15 protein-coding genes and 2 pseudogenes are annotated in these 14,962 nt (G+C 43.1%); 11 read left to right on the top strand and 6 right to left on the bottom strand.

Going from position 1 to position 14,962, the window contains the following annotated elements; all coding sequences use genetic code 11:
* Together RDQ32_RS04875 and RDQ32_RS11190 are read right to left on the bottom strand one after the other, a co-directional pair.
* Positions 1-1,134, bottom strand: coding sequence for a YARHG domain-containing protein (locus RDQ32_RS04875; protein WP_308579326.1), 1,134 nt, complete (start codon positions 1,132-1,134; stop codon positions 1-3).
* A 99-nt stretch (positions 1,135-1,233) separates the two neighbouring features.
* Positions 1,234-1,299 (bottom strand): annotated as a pseudogene (locus tag RDQ32_RS11190) (zinc-ribbon domain-containing protein); the annotation flags it as partial.
* A gap of 238 nt (positions 1,300-1,537) precedes the next feature.
* On the opposite strand from RDQ32_RS11190, the gene RDQ32_RS04870 reads away from it, so the two are divergent.
* From RDQ32_RS04870 to RDQ32_RS04855, 4 genes are all read left to right on the top strand, one after another.
* Positions 1,538-2,038: a dCMP deaminase family protein gene (locus RDQ32_RS04870; RefSeq protein WP_040649621.1), complete on the top strand. Its 501-nt coding sequence runs from the start codon at positions 1,538-1,540 to the stop codon at positions 2,036-2,038.
* A gap of 171 nt (positions 2,039-2,209) precedes the next feature.
* Entirely contained in the window at positions 2,210-2,986 is a 777-nt protein-coding gene (gene nth, locus RDQ32_RS04865; protein ID WP_308579325.1) for an endonuclease III, read from the top strand.
* 51 nt (positions 2,987-3,037) lie between these two features.
* Positions 3,038-3,346 (top strand): DUF6472 family protein, encoded by a 309-nt coding sequence (locus RDQ32_RS04860; RefSeq protein ID WP_308579324.1) that lies wholly within the window; start codon positions 3,038-3,040, stop codon positions 3,344-3,346.
* A 75-nt stretch (positions 3,347-3,421) separates the two neighbouring features.
* Positions 3,422-3,934, top strand: a complete 513-nt coding sequence (locus RDQ32_RS04855; RefSeq protein ID WP_308579323.1) for a tRNA (cytidine(34)-2'-O)-methyltransferase — start codon at positions 3,422-3,424, stop codon at positions 3,932-3,934.
* A 5-nt stretch (positions 3,935-3,939) separates the two neighbouring features.
* Here RDQ32_RS04855 and RDQ32_RS04850 read toward each other — a convergent pair whose 3' ends face one another.
* From RDQ32_RS04850 to RDQ32_RS04835, 4 genes are all read right to left on the bottom strand, one after another.
* On the bottom strand, positions 3,940-4,158 hold the full coding sequence (locus RDQ32_RS04850; protein ID WP_308579322.1) for a DUF3791 domain-containing protein: 219 nt from the start codon (positions 4,156-4,158) through the stop codon (positions 3,940-3,942).
* The gene (locus RDQ32_RS04845) at positions 4,155-4,424 is read right to left on the bottom strand and encodes a DUF3791 domain-containing protein (protein WP_308579321.1); all 270 of its coding nucleotides are present in this window, start codon (positions 4,422-4,424) and stop codon (positions 4,155-4,157) included. Before RDQ32_RS04845 ends, RDQ32_RS04850 begins: the two co-directional genes overlap by 4 nt.
* 143 nt (positions 4,425-4,567) lie before the next feature.
* Entirely contained in the window at positions 4,568-6,205 is a 1,638-nt protein-coding gene (locus RDQ32_RS04840; protein ID WP_308579320.1) for an ATP-binding cassette domain-containing protein, read from the bottom strand.
* Between the two features lie 135 nt (positions 6,206-6,340).
* A complete protein-coding gene (locus RDQ32_RS04835; RefSeq protein WP_308579319.1) occupies positions 6,341-7,852 on the bottom strand; it encodes a C69 family dipeptidase in 1,512 nt (503 codons plus the stop codon).
* 361 nt (positions 7,853-8,213) lie between these two features.
* On the opposite strand from RDQ32_RS04835, the gene RDQ32_RS04830 reads away from it, so the two are divergent.
* The 7 genes and pseudogenes from RDQ32_RS04830 to RDQ32_RS04800 form a co-directional block, all read left to right on the top strand.
* On the top strand, positions 8,214-9,896 hold the full coding sequence (locus tag RDQ32_RS04830) for a methyl-accepting chemotaxis protein (protein ID WP_308579318.1): 1,683 nt from the start codon (positions 8,214-8,216) through the stop codon (positions 9,894-9,896).
* A 349-nt stretch (positions 9,897-10,245) separates the two neighbouring features.
* On the top strand, positions 10,246-11,949 hold the full coding sequence (locus RDQ32_RS04825; protein WP_308579317.1) for a M3 family oligoendopeptidase: 1,704 nt from the start codon (positions 10,246-10,248) through the stop codon (positions 11,947-11,949).
* 148 nt (positions 11,950-12,097) lie between these two features.
* Positions 12,098-12,733, top strand: coding sequence for a uracil-DNA glycosylase family protein (locus tag RDQ32_RS04820; protein ID WP_308579316.1), 636 nt, complete (start codon positions 12,098-12,100; stop codon positions 12,731-12,733).
* A gap of 105 nt (positions 12,734-12,838) precedes the next feature.
* On the top strand, positions 12,839-13,051 hold the full coding sequence (locus RDQ32_RS04815) for a hypothetical protein (protein ID WP_308579315.1): 213 nt from the start codon (positions 12,839-12,841) through the stop codon (positions 13,049-13,051).
* Complete coding sequence (locus RDQ32_RS04810; protein ID WP_308579314.1) at positions 13,041-13,634, top strand: zeta toxin family protein; 594 nt, start codon at positions 13,041-13,043, stop codon at positions 13,632-13,634. The genes RDQ32_RS04815 and RDQ32_RS04810 overlap by 11 nt, the downstream gene beginning before the upstream one ends.
* 218 nt (positions 13,635-13,852) lie before the next feature.
* Positions 13,853-14,728 (top strand): DUF4261 domain-containing protein, encoded by an 876-nt coding sequence (locus tag RDQ32_RS04805; RefSeq protein ID WP_285416741.1) that lies wholly within the window; start codon positions 13,853-13,855, stop codon positions 14,726-14,728.
* 28 nt (positions 14,729-14,756) lie between these two features.
* A pseudogene (locus tag RDQ32_RS04800) lies at positions 14,757-14,962 on the top strand (cupin domain-containing protein); the annotation flags it as partial.

The following is a 14,962-nucleotide window of genomic DNA, read 5'->3' as shown; positions in this document are numbered from 1 at the left end:
TTAAGGATAGGTCTTTAAGAACTCCACATTTTTCTTTTCAATCGCTGACATTTGTCGATAAATATTATCCACATTTGATATCCGATCCCGGAGAGAAGAGTACCAATAAAATTGCTCAAAATAATCATTGAGCTCCGGATCCTTAAACTCATAACCGTATCTGGCATATATCTCATTTATAATCATCTGAGCAAGCGACCTTTGCCCGGGGAAGAGATCCTTTGGATACTCTGCCATCAATTCGGTCATATCCTGCTTCGTAATTAACCTGAAGGAACTGTAGGGGCAAATATAGTCCGATACAGCATACTGTGCTTTTGCCTCCTCAGTTTTCGCATCATCCTCTGCTGTAGAAAACGGCATCGAAGAATCTTCTGTGCCTATAGCAGTATCTTTCTCCTCTGAACTTTCCCCCAAGCCTGAAACAGTATAAGTTATGTTCTTTTTACTGGGTAAAATACCGCAAGATTCATAGTAGTAAAGCGGGCTGTATCGTAAATCAATATCTACTTTGGAGCCATTAGATAATAAAAAATTGGAATATATTATAAAGTCATCTTTTTTAAGACCTTCTGGTAAAGATCTTAGAACTATCTTGCCATATCCATTATCTCCTACTGCCTTAATTTCCATTTTCCCGAAAATATCCTCTTCTTTCACAGAAGCATCGGTATGGGCTTTTATCTTTTTATTCTCTAATTTCAGTTTACAATTTAAATAACGGGTAATCTCTCTGTCATCAAAGTTCCACTGATAAGCAATTAAATCTCCATTTTTAATGTTTTTCTCTTTCTTAAGACTGGGAGGACTGATAGATTCAAACAAGCAAGTTATCGGAGAATGATAAAGCTCCTCCAACCCCTTCGATTTCGCCAACTGAGTGAAGGATAATTTTCCCCCATAATCCCTTTCGATTCCATCCCAGTCTATTTCTGTACCTGCTACGGCATAGCCACTTGGTCCATGGATATTCACCTTCACATATTCATCTAAGGGAATTGTAATTTTCTTAAAGAATTGTAGATATATCCAAGTTCCACTGCTCCCTATAAGAAACGCCAGAAGAAGGCAAATAAAAAAATGTAATTGTAATTTTTTCTTTGGTTTCAAAGCCTTAGCTTCTTTTGTAGCCACTGTCTTATTCCCTACAACAGATTCGTTTGGCACCGAGGGCGTGGAGGAAAGAGAAAGGGTTCCCTCCGAAAACTGTTCTACTTCCTCTTCGGACAATCTTGCTCCACAAAGTTTGCAGAATACGGCATCATCATCATTTTTTAAACCACATTTTCTACAAAACATCCTATTCTCCTTTGATAATTCGTTTTTTGAATTTAGTTAAGGGAATCCACGACATTTACCTTCTATCCTATATTTCTTTTCCGTGTTTGACATGGAAAAGTCAGCTTTTCCTTAGTTTTATCATAAGTTTTATTAAAAAACAAATAATCCTCATTCTCTCTCTTTCCATTCCCCCTGCCTTTTGCTATCATTAGAGCCTAAAGAATACATGTTTTTTGATGAAAAAGGAGGGTTTTCTATGAGTGAAAATGATAAGCGGCAGGACGCGATTTCCTGGGATGAATATTTTATGGGAATCTGTACGCTATCCGCCCACCGTTCCAAGGACCCCTCTACCCAGGTAGGTGCCTGCATCGTATCTCCGGATCATAAGATTCTCTCCATGGGCTACAACGGCTTCCCAAAGGGTTGCTCCGACGACATTTTCCCTTGGGCGAAAATGAAGGCAGAGCAGGACCCCTATAACGCCAAGTATTTTTATGTAACCCATGCAGAATTGAACGCGATTTTGAATTATCGGGGCGGTTCCTTGGAGGGCGCTACTATTTATGTAACACTCTTCCCCTGTAACGAGTGTGCGAAAGCCATTATCCAATCCGGCATCAAAACCTTGGTGTACTGGGAGGACATATATGCGGATACTCCCGCGGTAAAGGCCTCCAAGCGCATGTTGGATGCTGCCGGTGTACGCTATTACCCCTACCAGCCCACCGGAAGAAGCATTACTATTGAATTTTAAAAATGTCATGCTTGCGTTATCCTAAGAGGGGCAACTATATAACTTCTTAAGAGAGCATACTATAGCTTCTTAGTTTGGTATCTTCAGATACCTTTTGAAAAATAAAACTATCTATAGAAAGAAATACAGGAAATAATGTTTATTCGTTCTGAATCAAAGAAAAAAAGAGAAATGAGAGTTCGAGAAATCATGAAGAGGCTGGATGCCCATTATGGGGACCGGCCCATGATTTTTTTAGAGGCGAAAAATGCCTGGCAGCTGCTTTTTGCCACCATTTTAAGTGCCCAGTGCACCGATGCCCGGGTAAATATGGTGACAGAAAAACTTTTTGTGAAATATAAAGATTTACAGGCCTTTGCGGATTGTGATTTGAAGGAGCTGGAGGAGGATATCCATTCCACCGGTTTTTATCATAACAAGGCAAAAAATATGAAGGCCTGTGCCAAAGCGCTGGTAGAGGAGTATGGAGGGGAGGTTCCCCAGAATATCGAGGCCTTAACTGCTCTTCCCGGGGTGGGACGGAAAACCGGAAATCTGATTTTAGGAAACATTTACCATATTCCCTCTATCGTGGTGGATACCCATGTGAAGCGCATTTCCAACCGTTTGGGGCTGGCGGATTCTCCGGATCCTACCAAGGTGGAATTCCAGCTGATGGAGCATCTTCCGGAGGAGTTTTGGATTCGTTGGAACACCCACATCATTGCCTTGGGAAGAACCCTTTGTACTTCTCAGAATCCCAAGTGCGGCGAATGTTATTTGCAGGACCTCTGCCCTTCCAGCAAGAAGGATCCGGAGACCTGGCGGCCTATAGGGGAAAGAAAGGCTGTCGTGAAGAAGACTGTGGGCAACAAGACTGTGGGAAAGAAAAAGGCTGCTGCAAAGAAGGCTGTTGAAAAGAAGGCTGTTGAAAAGAAAACAGTTGAAAATAAGGCTGTTGAAAAGTAAAAGACTGCTGCAAAGAAAGCAACGGTGAAGAAAAGTTTGGAGGTTTAGTCCATGTGTGAATGTGAATTATGCAGAAATTTGGCTTTTGACGATGAAGAGGAAGACTATGAGTGCATGGCCGAATTTGATGAAGATGAAATTGCCAAGATGTGGCAGGAGGGTAGCCGTTCTCACTGCCCCAACTGGAAAAGCAATGAAAATGAATACCAGACTGTAAAATATCAGGCTATCGGACATTTGGCTATTGAAGGAAAGCCCGCAGCAGGTTCCGCTTCCGAAAAGGAAGAGAATACTGCAAAGAAAAAGAAAATTCTGGCGGATTCCATTGCCAAAAAAGTGGCGGCAAAGCTTGGTTCCTAAGTCCTGTGAACCGCAAATTACCAAGAATATTATATGCTGAACCATAAAGATAATGGATAGAATCGGAGAGACTTTATGAATATCGTTTTACATGAACCGGAAATTCCTTTTAATACCGGAGCCATTGGCAGAACCTGCGTGGCAACCAAAAGTACCCTGCACCTGATTAAGCCCTACGGTTTTATTTTGAATGATAAAAATATCAAAAAAGCCGGCATGGATTACTGGCCTTTGTTAAAGCTTCGGGAATACATTTCCTATGAGGAATTTATGGCAGGTGTGGAGGAGGAAAGAAAGATTGCCCTTCCCAAGGTTTGGTACGCCACCACCAAGGCTCATAAAACCCATACGGAGGTCTCCTTTTCTCCCAATGATTACATTGTCTTTGGAAAGGAATCCGCCGGTATTCCGGAGGAAATTCTGGTGGACAACGAAGAGCAGTGTATCCGCATTCCTATGCTGGAGGAAGCTCGCTCCTTAAATCTTTCCAATTCTGTAGCCATCATTTTATATGAAGCCCTTCGACAGCAGAATTTTCCTTTCTTAAGTAAGGAAGGAGCGTTACATCATTTGCAGTGGAAGGAATAGCGTTACTAATTTCTTTGAGAATCCTTATATTCTTCTTCCAACTCATCAATCAGATATAAGTCACTTCTGCAATGCATATCAGAAATGCCTTGGCTAATGAGTTGATACAGCTCAGATTTATAAAAAAAATCCAAGGCATTTTCTAAAGACATTTTTTCTTTCTCTGCAAAGCCTGCTATAATGCGGGCGTATTTTTTTTGTAAAAGAACGGGATGGGCATTCATAGCTGCACCCCCCATTCTTTCATCACAGACAAAAGCTCCTGAAGGATATATTCTTTTCCTTGGGTATGAAGCACCTCATATTCCGGTATGATATAGTTCTGCAAAAAGTTCTTTCCACTGCTAAGCCCCTGATAAACACTTGCTCCATCCTTATGCAAAGCTTCTGCTAAACTTTCAATACAAAATAGGGTAAATTCCAGTTCATGAATGTTATTCAGTTTGTTTTCTACCGATTCTTTCATCAAATCACCTTCTCTTTTGCTCATTCTCCTGAATATAATTCCATTTTAAACTGTAGTTCATTATACCATGCAAGTTTAAAAATAGCGGTAATGCCATTTCTTTATCGCCATTACCGCCATTTTCCCAAGCTCTGGACTCCCAAAGCTTCTCACTATTCAAATTCTTTTTAGTTATCCCCTGCATCTTCCTCAGAGAGAGTAAAGGTAAATCTCTTCTTGATTTCCTCATCAGATGCCAGGTACTCATCATAAGTGGTGAGCTTATCAATAAGCTTTCCGTCAATGATTTCCATGATACGGTTTGCGGTGGTTTCCACAACCTGATGGTCACGGGAAGCAAAGATGATTACACCGGGGAAGTTCTTTAAGCCGTCGTTCAAGGCGGAAATCGCTTCCATATCCAAGTGGTCTGTAGGCTCATCCAAAATCAAGACATTGGATCCGGAAATCATCATCTTGGAAAGCATACAACGAACCTTCTCTCCTCCGGAAAGGACATTGACCTTCTTTACACCGTCATCTCCCTTAAAGAGCATTCTTCCCAAATACCCTCTTACGAACTGGGTATCCTTGTCCGGAGAATACTGGGTAAGCCATTCCACAATGGTGTCCTCGGAATCAAATTCCTTGGTATTGTCCTTCGGGAAATAGGACTGACTGGTGGTTAAACCCCACTTATAGTCTCCGGAATCCGGCTCCATTTCCCCTGCAAGAATCTGCATCAGTACAGTCTTTGCCAATTCGTTAGGTCCAACCAAAGCTACCTTATCGGTACGATTTAAGATAAAGCTGATATTGTCCAAAACCTTTACACCGTTAATGGTCTTGGTCAGGTTGTTCACTTCCAAAACATCATTTCCGATTTCACGGTTGGGCTTAAACTGGATGTAAGGATACTGTCTGGAGGATGGCTTAATGTCATCCAGCTCAATCTTCTCCAAGGCACGCTTTCTGGAGGTCGCCTGCTTGGACTTGGAAGCATTTGCGGAGAATCTCTGGATAAATTCCTGCAATTCCTTGATCTTCTCTTCCTTCTTTCGGTTGGCTTCCTTCTGCTGACGAACAATCAACTGAGAGGACTCAAACCAGAAATCATAGTTTCCGGCAAAGAGCGTAATCTTTCCATAGTCAATATCCGCAATATTGGTACAAACCTTATTCAAGAAGTAACGGTCATGGCTGACTACAATGACGGTATTTTCAAAGTTAATGAGGAAGTCCTCCAGCCATTCGATAGAGCCCAAATCCAAGTGGTTGGTAGGCTCGTCCAAAAGCAGAATGTCCGGATTTCCGAAAAGCGCCTTAGCCAAAAGAACCTTCACCTTCTCGGAACCCTTTAACTCGTTCATCATCTTGTGGTGAAGCTCCGGGCCGATTCCTAAGCCGTTTAACATGGTCTCCGCATCGGACTCCGCATTCCAGCCGTCCATCTGGGCAAATTCCCCTTCCAGCTCTGCTGCACGGATACCGTCCTCGTCGGAAAAATCCGCCTTTGCATAGAGAGCATCCTTTTCCTGCATTACCTCATACAAACGCTTATTTCCCATGATTACAGTGCTAAGTACGGGATAAGCATCATATTTAAACTGATCCTGTTCCAATACGGACAAGCGCTGTCCCGGGGTAATGATGACTTCACCGGAACTGGGCTCCAAGGCTCCGGATAAAATCTTTAACAAGGTGGACTTACCGGCACCGTTGGCACCGATTACCCCATAACAGTTCCCCTCCGTAAACTTGATATTGACCTCTTCAAAAAGGGCCTTCTTCCCTACACGATAGGTTACATTACTTGCTGCAATCATTTTTCCCCTCTCTGCTTCCGATATTTCGGAACTTTTCTACAAAATGGCTTTTTCCCACCTATTATAAGGGGAAAGCGGAAGAACTGGCAAGGGGAGTAGGGCTTTTCCCCAAAAAAGTTCTTTGGTAATTGGCTTTTAAGCATCCGACCTTCCGTAGCCGTTCTTCATCTGGCAGCTGACTTCATAGAGTACTTTATCCAGTACGTCTTCGGTTTCTTTCTTTACCATGTCCGCTATCTTTTCATTGCATTCTTCTAATAGGGAGGCAATTCCTTTTTTCTTCTTTCCGTGCTTTTCCAGCTCTTCTTCAAAGGTCTTCATAATCGTATATGCCTTAGTAGGCACCTTGCTCTGGTAACGTTCAATATGGGATCGGCAGTGGCTATATTGGCTGTCTGCCAAAGCGCCGATAATGCGATTTGCCCAGTAGAAGCTTTCCGTAGTTACCCGCTTTTCCGTATTGGCAAAGTATTCCGGAGTCTTATCGATATTGGCATAGAAGGGCACAAAGGCGTTGAAGGTGTTGGAGCCGAAGCATACCCATTCCAAAACCGCATATTCCTTAGGCACATTCGGACGAATCTGGGTAAGGCTTAGGAAATTGTTTCTGCTAATCCCGATAGGACGGTACTTTCCTCTTTCCTTTTCCTCCCCGTATTTTCCGTAGCAGTCGTAGGGAGTGCCTTGAAAATGTGCAGAAAGGATATATTTTACATCCTCCGGAGTAATCTTTAATTCCGGGCATAGACACCAGGGAATGTCATCGGATTCCGGGGTAAACTCCGCATTTTCCCCTTCGAAACGGAAGGTATTTCGGTTAAAATATCTTGCCATATACCAGGCTCTTGGGCTGTTATACACATGGTCCGCATCGGAATGGGAGCCGAAGCACTCTCTTGGATTAATCCAGTCTCCCCCGGTCTTTTCGATTTCGTCTTCAAAGCGAAGATCCAAATGATTTTTCCTAATAAATTCCTTTAAATCCTTAGAGCAGATATATTCTTCCTGCTTCCCAAAGGCATCTTCAAAATCAAAGTAGTCAATCCCCAGCTGGTTTGGCATCATCACATAGGCATTGTCCGGCACTCTTCTGGCAATGAAGTGATGTCCGCCAATGGTTTCCAGCCACCAGATTTCCTCAGAATCGGAAAAGGCAATGCCGTTCATCTCGTAGGTTCCGTACTGCTCCAGCAGCTCACCCAAACGAAGCACACCCTCTCTTGCAGAGTGAATGTAAGGAAGCACCAAAGTAACTAAATCCTCTTCACCGATTCCGCCTATTTGCTCCTCTTCTCCGTCTTCCGCCTTCTTATACACTACCAAAGGGTCTCCGGAGAGCACTCGTTCATTACTGGTAATGGTTTCCGTTGCGGTCATGGAAACATTTTCACTGTTTACCCCTGCTGCACCCCAGATGCCTTCTCCCGCCACTGCATTGGGCATGCAGGTATAGCGAAGGGGATTCTTAGGAAGGGGAATGGTCACATGGGACAGTACCGAGGTATAAGTCTCACCCTGGTCTTTGGGTTCCACCACTATAAACTTCTTAGGGGAAAATGATCCTGAGCCGGAATCCTCGTTTCTTGCAATCATGGTGGATCCGTCGTAGGATGCCTCTCTTCCTACCAAAATCGTTGTACAAGCCATCTTCTGCCTCCTTTATGTCTTATCCTTTTGTTCTGCTGAGGGTTTGTGACATTGCTTTCTGCCTTTAACCTCTATTTGTTCTGTTTTTTAGTATACCCCATTCCTAAGGGCTTTTCTATAGACGGAAAGATTCTTTCCCTTTTCATCCATTTGTATAATTTTAACAAAGCCATAAAAAATAATATTTATTCTTATTTACTCTTTGTCTTAGTTTAGGGCTTAATTAATTTTGTATCTTGCCGATAATCTAATACTTACACAGAACCGTAAGCAAAATACCATTATCTTAAACTGTTAGTATGCAGAATAGTATGCAAAAACAATGAAGACCAAGATATTGGACTCATCCTAGGAGGGGATTATGAAAAAGAGATGGAACCAGTCCACTAAATTAGCCTTTTTTTCGATTGGGAGTATTCTGCTTTTGCTCCTTACCGCATTTGCCGGTGTAGTAAATAAGGTGCAAAGCAAAAAAGCTACAGAGCTTATAAAGGAGCAGTTTGAATTAACCGTGGCTGCCGGAGACTATTCCGATGGTAGTGTTACCCTGAGTAAAACCTCCAGAGCCTATGCCGCAACAGGCGATAAGGCTTATTTAGATGCTTACAACAAGGAACTGACCGTGGATAAAAACCGGGAAAATGCCGTGGAGGTCATGCATAAATACGGTTTAAGCGAGTCCGAAGAGGCCACCTTAAAGGGAATGTCCGATGCCTCTACCTATCTTGCCGGTTTAGAGGCTCAGTCCTTTACCATGGTGGAACAGGGAGATCTTAAGGGAGCCTTGGACTTACTCTACAGTAAGGACTATCAGGAGAAGGAGCAGGCGGTTTCCGATGACTATGACACTCTTTATGATGAGGTAGCGGAAAGAACCCAGGGAGAGAGTCATGCTGCAGAACAAATGGCGGCCCTGACCCAATTTCTCAGCCTTTTCCTCCTGATTCCCACCATTATTTTCGTACTCATAACCGTGTTCTTCGTTCGGACAGAGCTGATGAAGCCTCTCCTTGCTATCAAAAATTGTATGCTGGGACTTTCTCAGGGTGAGCTGATGAATACCCATTTGGCTCTTCCCGTAGATGAAACCGAGGTGGGAAGCACCGTAAAGGCCATTAAGGATATGAATGCCCACTTAAAGTCCGTTATTGCGGATATCGTAAGCCGTTTAGGCAATATGGCTGCCGGAAATTTCCGGGATGAAGCCGCTTGCCCGAAGATGTACAAGGGAGATTATTCCGCCATCTGCGATTCCTTGAAGACTATCCAGTCCATGCTGAAGAGCACCTTGCAGGAAATTGACAATGCCTCTAAAGAGGTCAATGCCTCCGCCAAGGAAGTTTCCCATGGCAGCGATGTGCTTTCTCAAGGAGCCGCTGAACAGGCCAGCTCCTTGGAAGAGCTTTCCGCTACCATTCAGGCCGTATCCGATCAGGTACGAAACAATGCAGACAATGCGGAAAATGCCGCTCTCCTTTCCAAAACCACAGAGACGGAGCTGGAGTCCAGCAGTACACAAATGAATGCCTTAAATGACTCCATGAGCGAAATGAACCATACCGCTCAGGAAATCAGCAACATTATTCATACTATTGACGACATTGCGTTCCAGACCAATGTCTTAGCCTTAAATGCAGCCGTTGAGGCGGCAAGAGCCGGAGAATTCGGCCGTGGCTTCGCCGTGGTTGCGGATGAGGTTAGAAACCTTGCCGGAAAATCCGCAGAGGCGGCAAAGAACACCACCGCCCTCATTGAAAACACCGTCCGCTCCATCGAGACCGGTTCTCAAATGACTGAGGAAGCCACAAAGTCCCTAGCACAGATTGTGAAGCGTTCTCAGGAAATGCATGAGAAGATTACGGAAATCGCAAGCCTTTCTCAGAGCCAGTCCAAATCCGTGGAAGAAATTGCCCAGGGCTTGGAACAGGTATCCGCTGTGGTACAGCATAACTCCGCTACTGCGGAAGAGTCCGCCGCCAGCAGCGCAAAGCTTTTCGATCAGGTACAAAACATGGAAGAGCTTTTGGCAAAGTTCAAGTTATAAGGCTCTTCCTAAAATCAAATTGCATACTTCACTTATAAAGCTATGCTATAGAGCTAAATATAAAAGCAATTCAGGAAACTATAGATTTCATTATGCTATCCCTCCATCGCCCGGGCTTTTTGGTTCGGGTGATTTTTTTGCTTATATCGAGTATCCCTCGCAAAGTGTGCGATATCTCGTTGCCTCCCCCCCGGCTAAAGGTTTCCGAGCCTTCACTCCTCTGCCCGCCACAGTTCTTCCGGGCTTCTCCCTCAGCCCCGACCGAATTCCCTCCCCCATTGACCGACCGGAAAAATGGTCTTATTATCAAGATGTTTATCTCGTTGGCTAATCTATTGGAGGATAAAAAATGAAATTTAAAGATATGCCCTATGAGCGCATTTCCGTGGAAAGCATTAAAGAGGAAATGAAGGCGTTGATTCAAAAGCTGAAGGAAGCCAAGGATTTCGAAGAGGCGGAGGCTCTTTTCTTGGAAAATGAAAAGCTGCAAGGCCATGTTTTCACCATGTCCAGCCTTGCCCAGGTTCGCCACTCCATTAATACGGAAGATAAGTTTTACGATGAGGAAGAAAACTATTGGAACAATGCCTATCCTCAGATTCAGGAATTTAATCAGGAATGGACTAAGGCCCTTTTAGACTCTCCCTTTAAAGATAATTTTGCCAAAAAATATGGGAACATCATGTTCCTGAACGCGGAAATCGACTTAAAGACATTTTCCCCGGAAATCATCCCCATGTTGCAGGAGGAAAATGAGCTGACTACCGCCTATGAAAAGCTTCTGGCCGGTGCACAGATTCCCTTTGAAGGAAAAATCTACACCATTTCCCAGATGTCTCCCTTTAAAAATGACAAGGATGATGCCAGAAGACTGGCCGCTTGGAAGGCGGAAGGACAGTGGTATAAGGACAATCAGGAAGAGCTGGACCGTTTGTATGACAAGCTTGTGCATCTTCGGGATCAAATGGGGAAGAAGCTGGGCTATACCGACTTTACCGAGCTTGGCTATTACCGGATGAGAAGAAACTGCTACGACAAGCAAGATGTGCAAAAGTTCCGTGAGGCTGTGCAGAAGTATGTGGTGCCCGTTGCCGCAAAGATTTACGAAAGACAGGCAAAGCGGCTTGGAAAATCCTATCCCCTAAGCTATGCGGATGCGGCCATTGAATTCCGCTCCGGAAATCCGAAGCCAAAGGGAAATCCGGACGAGATTGTTGCCTCCGGAAAGAAGTTCTATGACTGGCTTTCTCCGGAAACGTCAGAATTTTTTAACCACATGATTGATGATGAGTTAATGGATCTACTCTCCACCAAGGGCAAGCAAGGTGGAGGATATTGTACCTCCTTCCAGGACTACAAGACACCTTTCATCTTTGCCAACTTCAATGGAACCCAGCATGATATTGAGGTGATTACCCACGAGGCAGGTCATGCCTTTGCCGCTTACCTGAATCGCAATCGAGTGCCCTTTGAGTGCATTTGGCCAAGCCTTGAGGCCTGTGAAGTCCACTCCATGTCCATGGAATTCTTTGCAGAGGCATTTTCCCAGGAATTCTTCGGAGAGGATGCCGGAAAATACAACTACTCTCATCTTGCAGACGCTTTAAGCTTTATCCCCTACGGTACCATGGTGGATCATTTTCAGCATATCGTATACGAAAATCCGGAGCTTAGCCCTGCAGAGCGACACGCCAAATGGAAGGAGCTGGTGCAGATTTATCAGCCTTGGTTAAAGCTGGATGGAGAAATTCCTTTCTATAGTGAGGGAGAGGGCTGGCAGAGACAGAGCCACATCTACTCTTCTCCCTTCTACTACATCGACTACTGCCTGGCACAAACCGTTGCTCTGCAATTCTGGAACTTGATTCAGAAGGATCAAAAGGAAGCTTGGCAGCACTATATGGCTTATACCAAGCAGGGCGGTTCCGTGGTTTTCACAAAGCTTTTAAAGAATGCCGGTCTGGAAAGTCCCTTCCAGGAGAGCTGCCTTAGAGGAATCTGCGATACCGCGGCGAAATATCTTTCTGACTATGATTTGAGCGGGATTGCATAAGGAAAATCTTCAGCCTAGCTTCGGAAAGAGAAAAAGCCCGGTATATAAAAAGTACGCTTGATTCAAGTTTTTGAAGAAGAGAGAACAGTCTACTATTGAGAAAAAATAACTAGACTTATTTGATAAAAAAATGGAGAAAGTTTAGCTGATGAAACAGAATAATAAAGCACTGAAAGAGCTTGTTGCGGAAATCAAGGCCCTTCCGGAAAATCAAAGCTATACAGAACGGGGCATTCCTCCCATTTTTCAGTTCCATGAAGAGTCCCGGATTCTTCTGGTGGGGCAGGCTCCCGGCAGGAAGGTGGAGGAATCCGGCATCCCCTTCCACGACCTTTCCGGAAAACGCCTGATGGAGTGGATGGGCATTTCCGAAGAAATCTTTTACGGCAAATCCATCTCCATTATCCCTATGGACTTTTACTATCCGGGAAAAGGAAAGGGTGGGGATCTTCCGCCACGCCCCTTTATGCGAAAATACCATGACGCGGTAGCCACACTTCTTCCCAAAGTAAAACTTCGGATTTTGATTGGAAAATACGCCATTGCCCACTATGATCCGAAGGGCGCAAAGCTCCCCCTGAAAGACTTACTGTATCCTTACGGAGAAGCATGGGAAAAAGACAATGGGACAAGTTCTCTTCTGTCAGGACAGACTTCTTCGGAAATACTGAATTTTCCCTTGGTGCATCCCAGCCCTCTAAACTATGGATGGATTAATAAAAATCCCTGGTTTATGGAAAGAAATGTGCCGCTATTGCAAGAGATGGTGAAGGAATTATTATAAAAGAGTTGTTGTAAGAAAATTGTTGTAGGAAAATTACTATAAGAGAATTGCGGTAAAACACCAGACGAAAACATCCACTTTTCTTTATAAAGAGGAGGATAAACGATGCCCGAAAAGCATACAGATTTGAAAGATAAGCTTCAGCATTTATATCAGCAGTGTCGGAAAACACTATCTCCAGAAAATATGATTTTGTTTGACGAAATCGATTTTGAAAATGCTGATGCATTCAAGTTCTATATGACCCTATCTGAATTATTTCTTCAGGAACAACAAGAAGATTTGCTGAAAAGGAAAGAACAGGCCAATGGAAAATAATAAGAGATATACAATCTTTGCAGGCGTTAACGGAGCCGGAAAATCCACATTATACAGCTTGTTAAAACAGGCAGAGCTTGGAGAACGGATTAATGCGGACGAAATCTTATTTATCAATGGTTGGGACTGGCGAGACGAAAAAGCCCAGTTTAAATCCATGCGCATTGCCGTAGATAAAATTAATCGCTGTATTCAATCCGGTACTTCCTTTAACCAGGAAACTACCCTCTCCGGTATTTCCATTGTGAAAACCATCCAAGCCGCAAAGGAACAGGGATTTTTCGTGAAAATGTGTTACATCGGTTTAGAAAGTCCTGAACTGGCCATTGAGCGGGTGGCAAAAAGAGTAACGGAAGGTGGACACGGCATCAAAGAGGAAGACATCAGAAGGCGCTATGAAGCCTCCCTGAAAATGCTAAAAGACGTAGTGCCTTTATGTGATAGTGTTACTTTTTATGACAATACCGTCAGATACAAAAAAGTGGCCAATCTGAATAACAAGCATTTACAAGTGAAAGAACATGATATTCCATGGTTCAATCGGGCGATGGAATGGATATCTGAAGCCAGATTTATTGTATAATTTAGGTAATAATATATTATTTATTTTGTATAAGGTGAGAGAAGGTTTATAATCTAAATTTTAATTCAGTCGAATTCGACCGAATTAAATCCGAAGCAGGATATAATTCATTTACCTTATAAAATCCTTAGAAAATAAAAAGCTTATATCTAGAGATAATTTGTAGGAGAATATATAGCAGTATTTTGGACTTTCTTGATATTAATAGGAGAGAGACTATGAGCCAAGTATTTAAACAGGATTTAACGGATACTTCAGGTCGTCCTGGTGGTATATTTTTTGTTGAGTTGCTGATGGCGGAGCATTGTGATATACTTGACCGTGAGCATATGGTTGAGGTATTTACAAAGCACTTAGGCACTGTAGATTGTTTTAGTTATGGGGCGGATTCAGCTGGTTTTGCACCTCAGAATTATAAGGTGCATTATGAGGATAATGATGCAGAGGTTCCTCCAACATTGATGATTACAAAATGTGAGAAAATTGATAAGCCTGTATTAGACGATTTTGATCGTAGTCAGGTATGGAATTGTCCCAATGTAGATGACTTGTTGGCAGAGTGCGAATATAGAGTATTTGCTACGGATATGTTAGCTGCTGGTTTAGAGTCAAAACAGCGTGCTGATATGCTCGTAAAGTATGTAGATGCTTTGTTAGAATTATATCCGGCTTGTAAGGCCGTTGTCTTTGGTCCATCTCGTAAGTTTTTAAGTCGTGAATCGATTGAAAATTATCCAGATAAGGCTGTAACTCGTTTTATTGATTATGCAGTTAATGTGCGATATTTTAACATTCAGGGAACAGATGACATGATGGTTGACTCGGTGGGGATGAGCACCTTATTCTTGCCTGATGTACAGTATCACTTTCATGGTATAAATCCTGATGATGTAGTTATTCATGCATATAATATGCTGTATTTTATTTTAGAAAATGACAATCCTGTGGGTGATGGTGATACTATTAGCGGCCTAGAGAATGGAGAATTGGATTCAAATGTTCAATGGACATTGCATTATGAGGATTCTCTAATTCAACCGGTGAGAGCAGTGCTTGATGTAAATATGGGTGAATATGCTTCAGGAACTCGTTAGTCGTTAATTGATGAAAGGTGAGGGTATTATGAGTAATCAACGTGTTTTTGATATGGAACTTGTGAAAGTTGAAAGTTTGGAGAATGCTGTTAGGACGCCATTTTATCAAACTGATTCCACAGGTGGTTCAGTATGGGTTATTAAACCTGGTCAAACCTTACCAAAACATTATCATCATCACTCTGATGATATATGGGTTATATTGCAAGGCAAGGGTGTATTTTATCCAACGCC

The organism is uncultured Oribacterium sp. (genome assembly GCF_902481605.1).
GTDB lineage: Bacteria > Bacillota > Clostridia > Lachnospirales > Lachnospiraceae > Oribacterium > Oribacterium sinus.
This window is presented reverse-complemented; position numbering and strand designations above follow the sequence as displayed.

Excerpts from the sequence above, each read along its gene's own strand:
- RDQ32_RS04820 (WP_308579316.1), top strand. The coding sequence starts at position 12,098 with ATGAAACAGAATAATAAAGCACTGAAAGAGCTTGTTGCGGAAATCAAG.
- RDQ32_RS04810 (WP_308579314.1), top strand. The coding sequence starts at position 13,041 with ATGGAAAATAATAAGAGATATACAATCTTTGCAGGCGTTAACGGAGCC.
- RDQ32_RS04825 (WP_308579317.1), top strand. The coding sequence starts at position 10,246 with ATGAAATTTAAAGATATGCCCTATGAGCGCATTTCCGTGGAAAGCATT.
- RDQ32_RS04860 (WP_308579324.1), top strand. The coding sequence starts at position 3,038 with ATGTGTGAATGTGAATTATGCAGAAATTTGGCTTTTGACGATGAAGAG.
- RDQ32_RS04815 (WP_308579315.1), top strand. The coding sequence starts at position 12,839 with ATGCCCGAAAAGCATACAGATTTGAAAGATAAGCTTCAGCATTTATAT.
- RDQ32_RS04805 (WP_285416741.1), top strand. The coding sequence starts at position 13,853 with ATGAGCCAAGTATTTAAACAGGATTTAACGGATACTTCAGGTCGTCCT.
- RDQ32_RS04870 (WP_040649621.1), top strand. The coding sequence starts at position 1,538 with ATGAGTGAAAATGATAAGCGGCAGGACGCGATTTCCTGGGATGAATAT.
- nth (WP_308579325.1), top strand. The coding sequence starts at position 2,210 with ATGAGAGTTCGAGAAATCATGAAGAGGCTGGATGCCCATTATGGGGAC.
- RDQ32_RS04855 (WP_308579323.1), top strand. The coding sequence starts at position 3,422 with ATGAATATCGTTTTACATGAACCGGAAATTCCTTTTAATACCGGAGCC.
- RDQ32_RS04845 (WP_308579321.1), bottom strand. The coding sequence starts at position 4,424 with ATGAGCAAAAGAGAAGGTGATTTGATGAAAGAATCGGTAGAAAACAAA.
- RDQ32_RS04835 (WP_308579319.1), bottom strand. The coding sequence starts at position 7,852 with ATGGCTTGTACAACGATTTTGGTAGGAAGAGAGGCATCCTACGACGGA.
- RDQ32_RS04830 (WP_308579318.1), top strand. The coding sequence starts at position 8,214 with ATGAAAAAGAGATGGAACCAGTCCACTAAATTAGCCTTTTTTTCGATT.
- RDQ32_RS04850 (WP_308579322.1), bottom strand. The coding sequence starts at position 4,158 with ATGAATGCCCATCCCGTTCTTTTACAAAAAAAATACGCCCGCATTATA.
- RDQ32_RS04840 (WP_308579320.1), bottom strand. The coding sequence starts at position 6,205 with ATGATTGCAGCAAGTAATGTAACCTATCGTGTAGGGAAGAAGGCCCTT.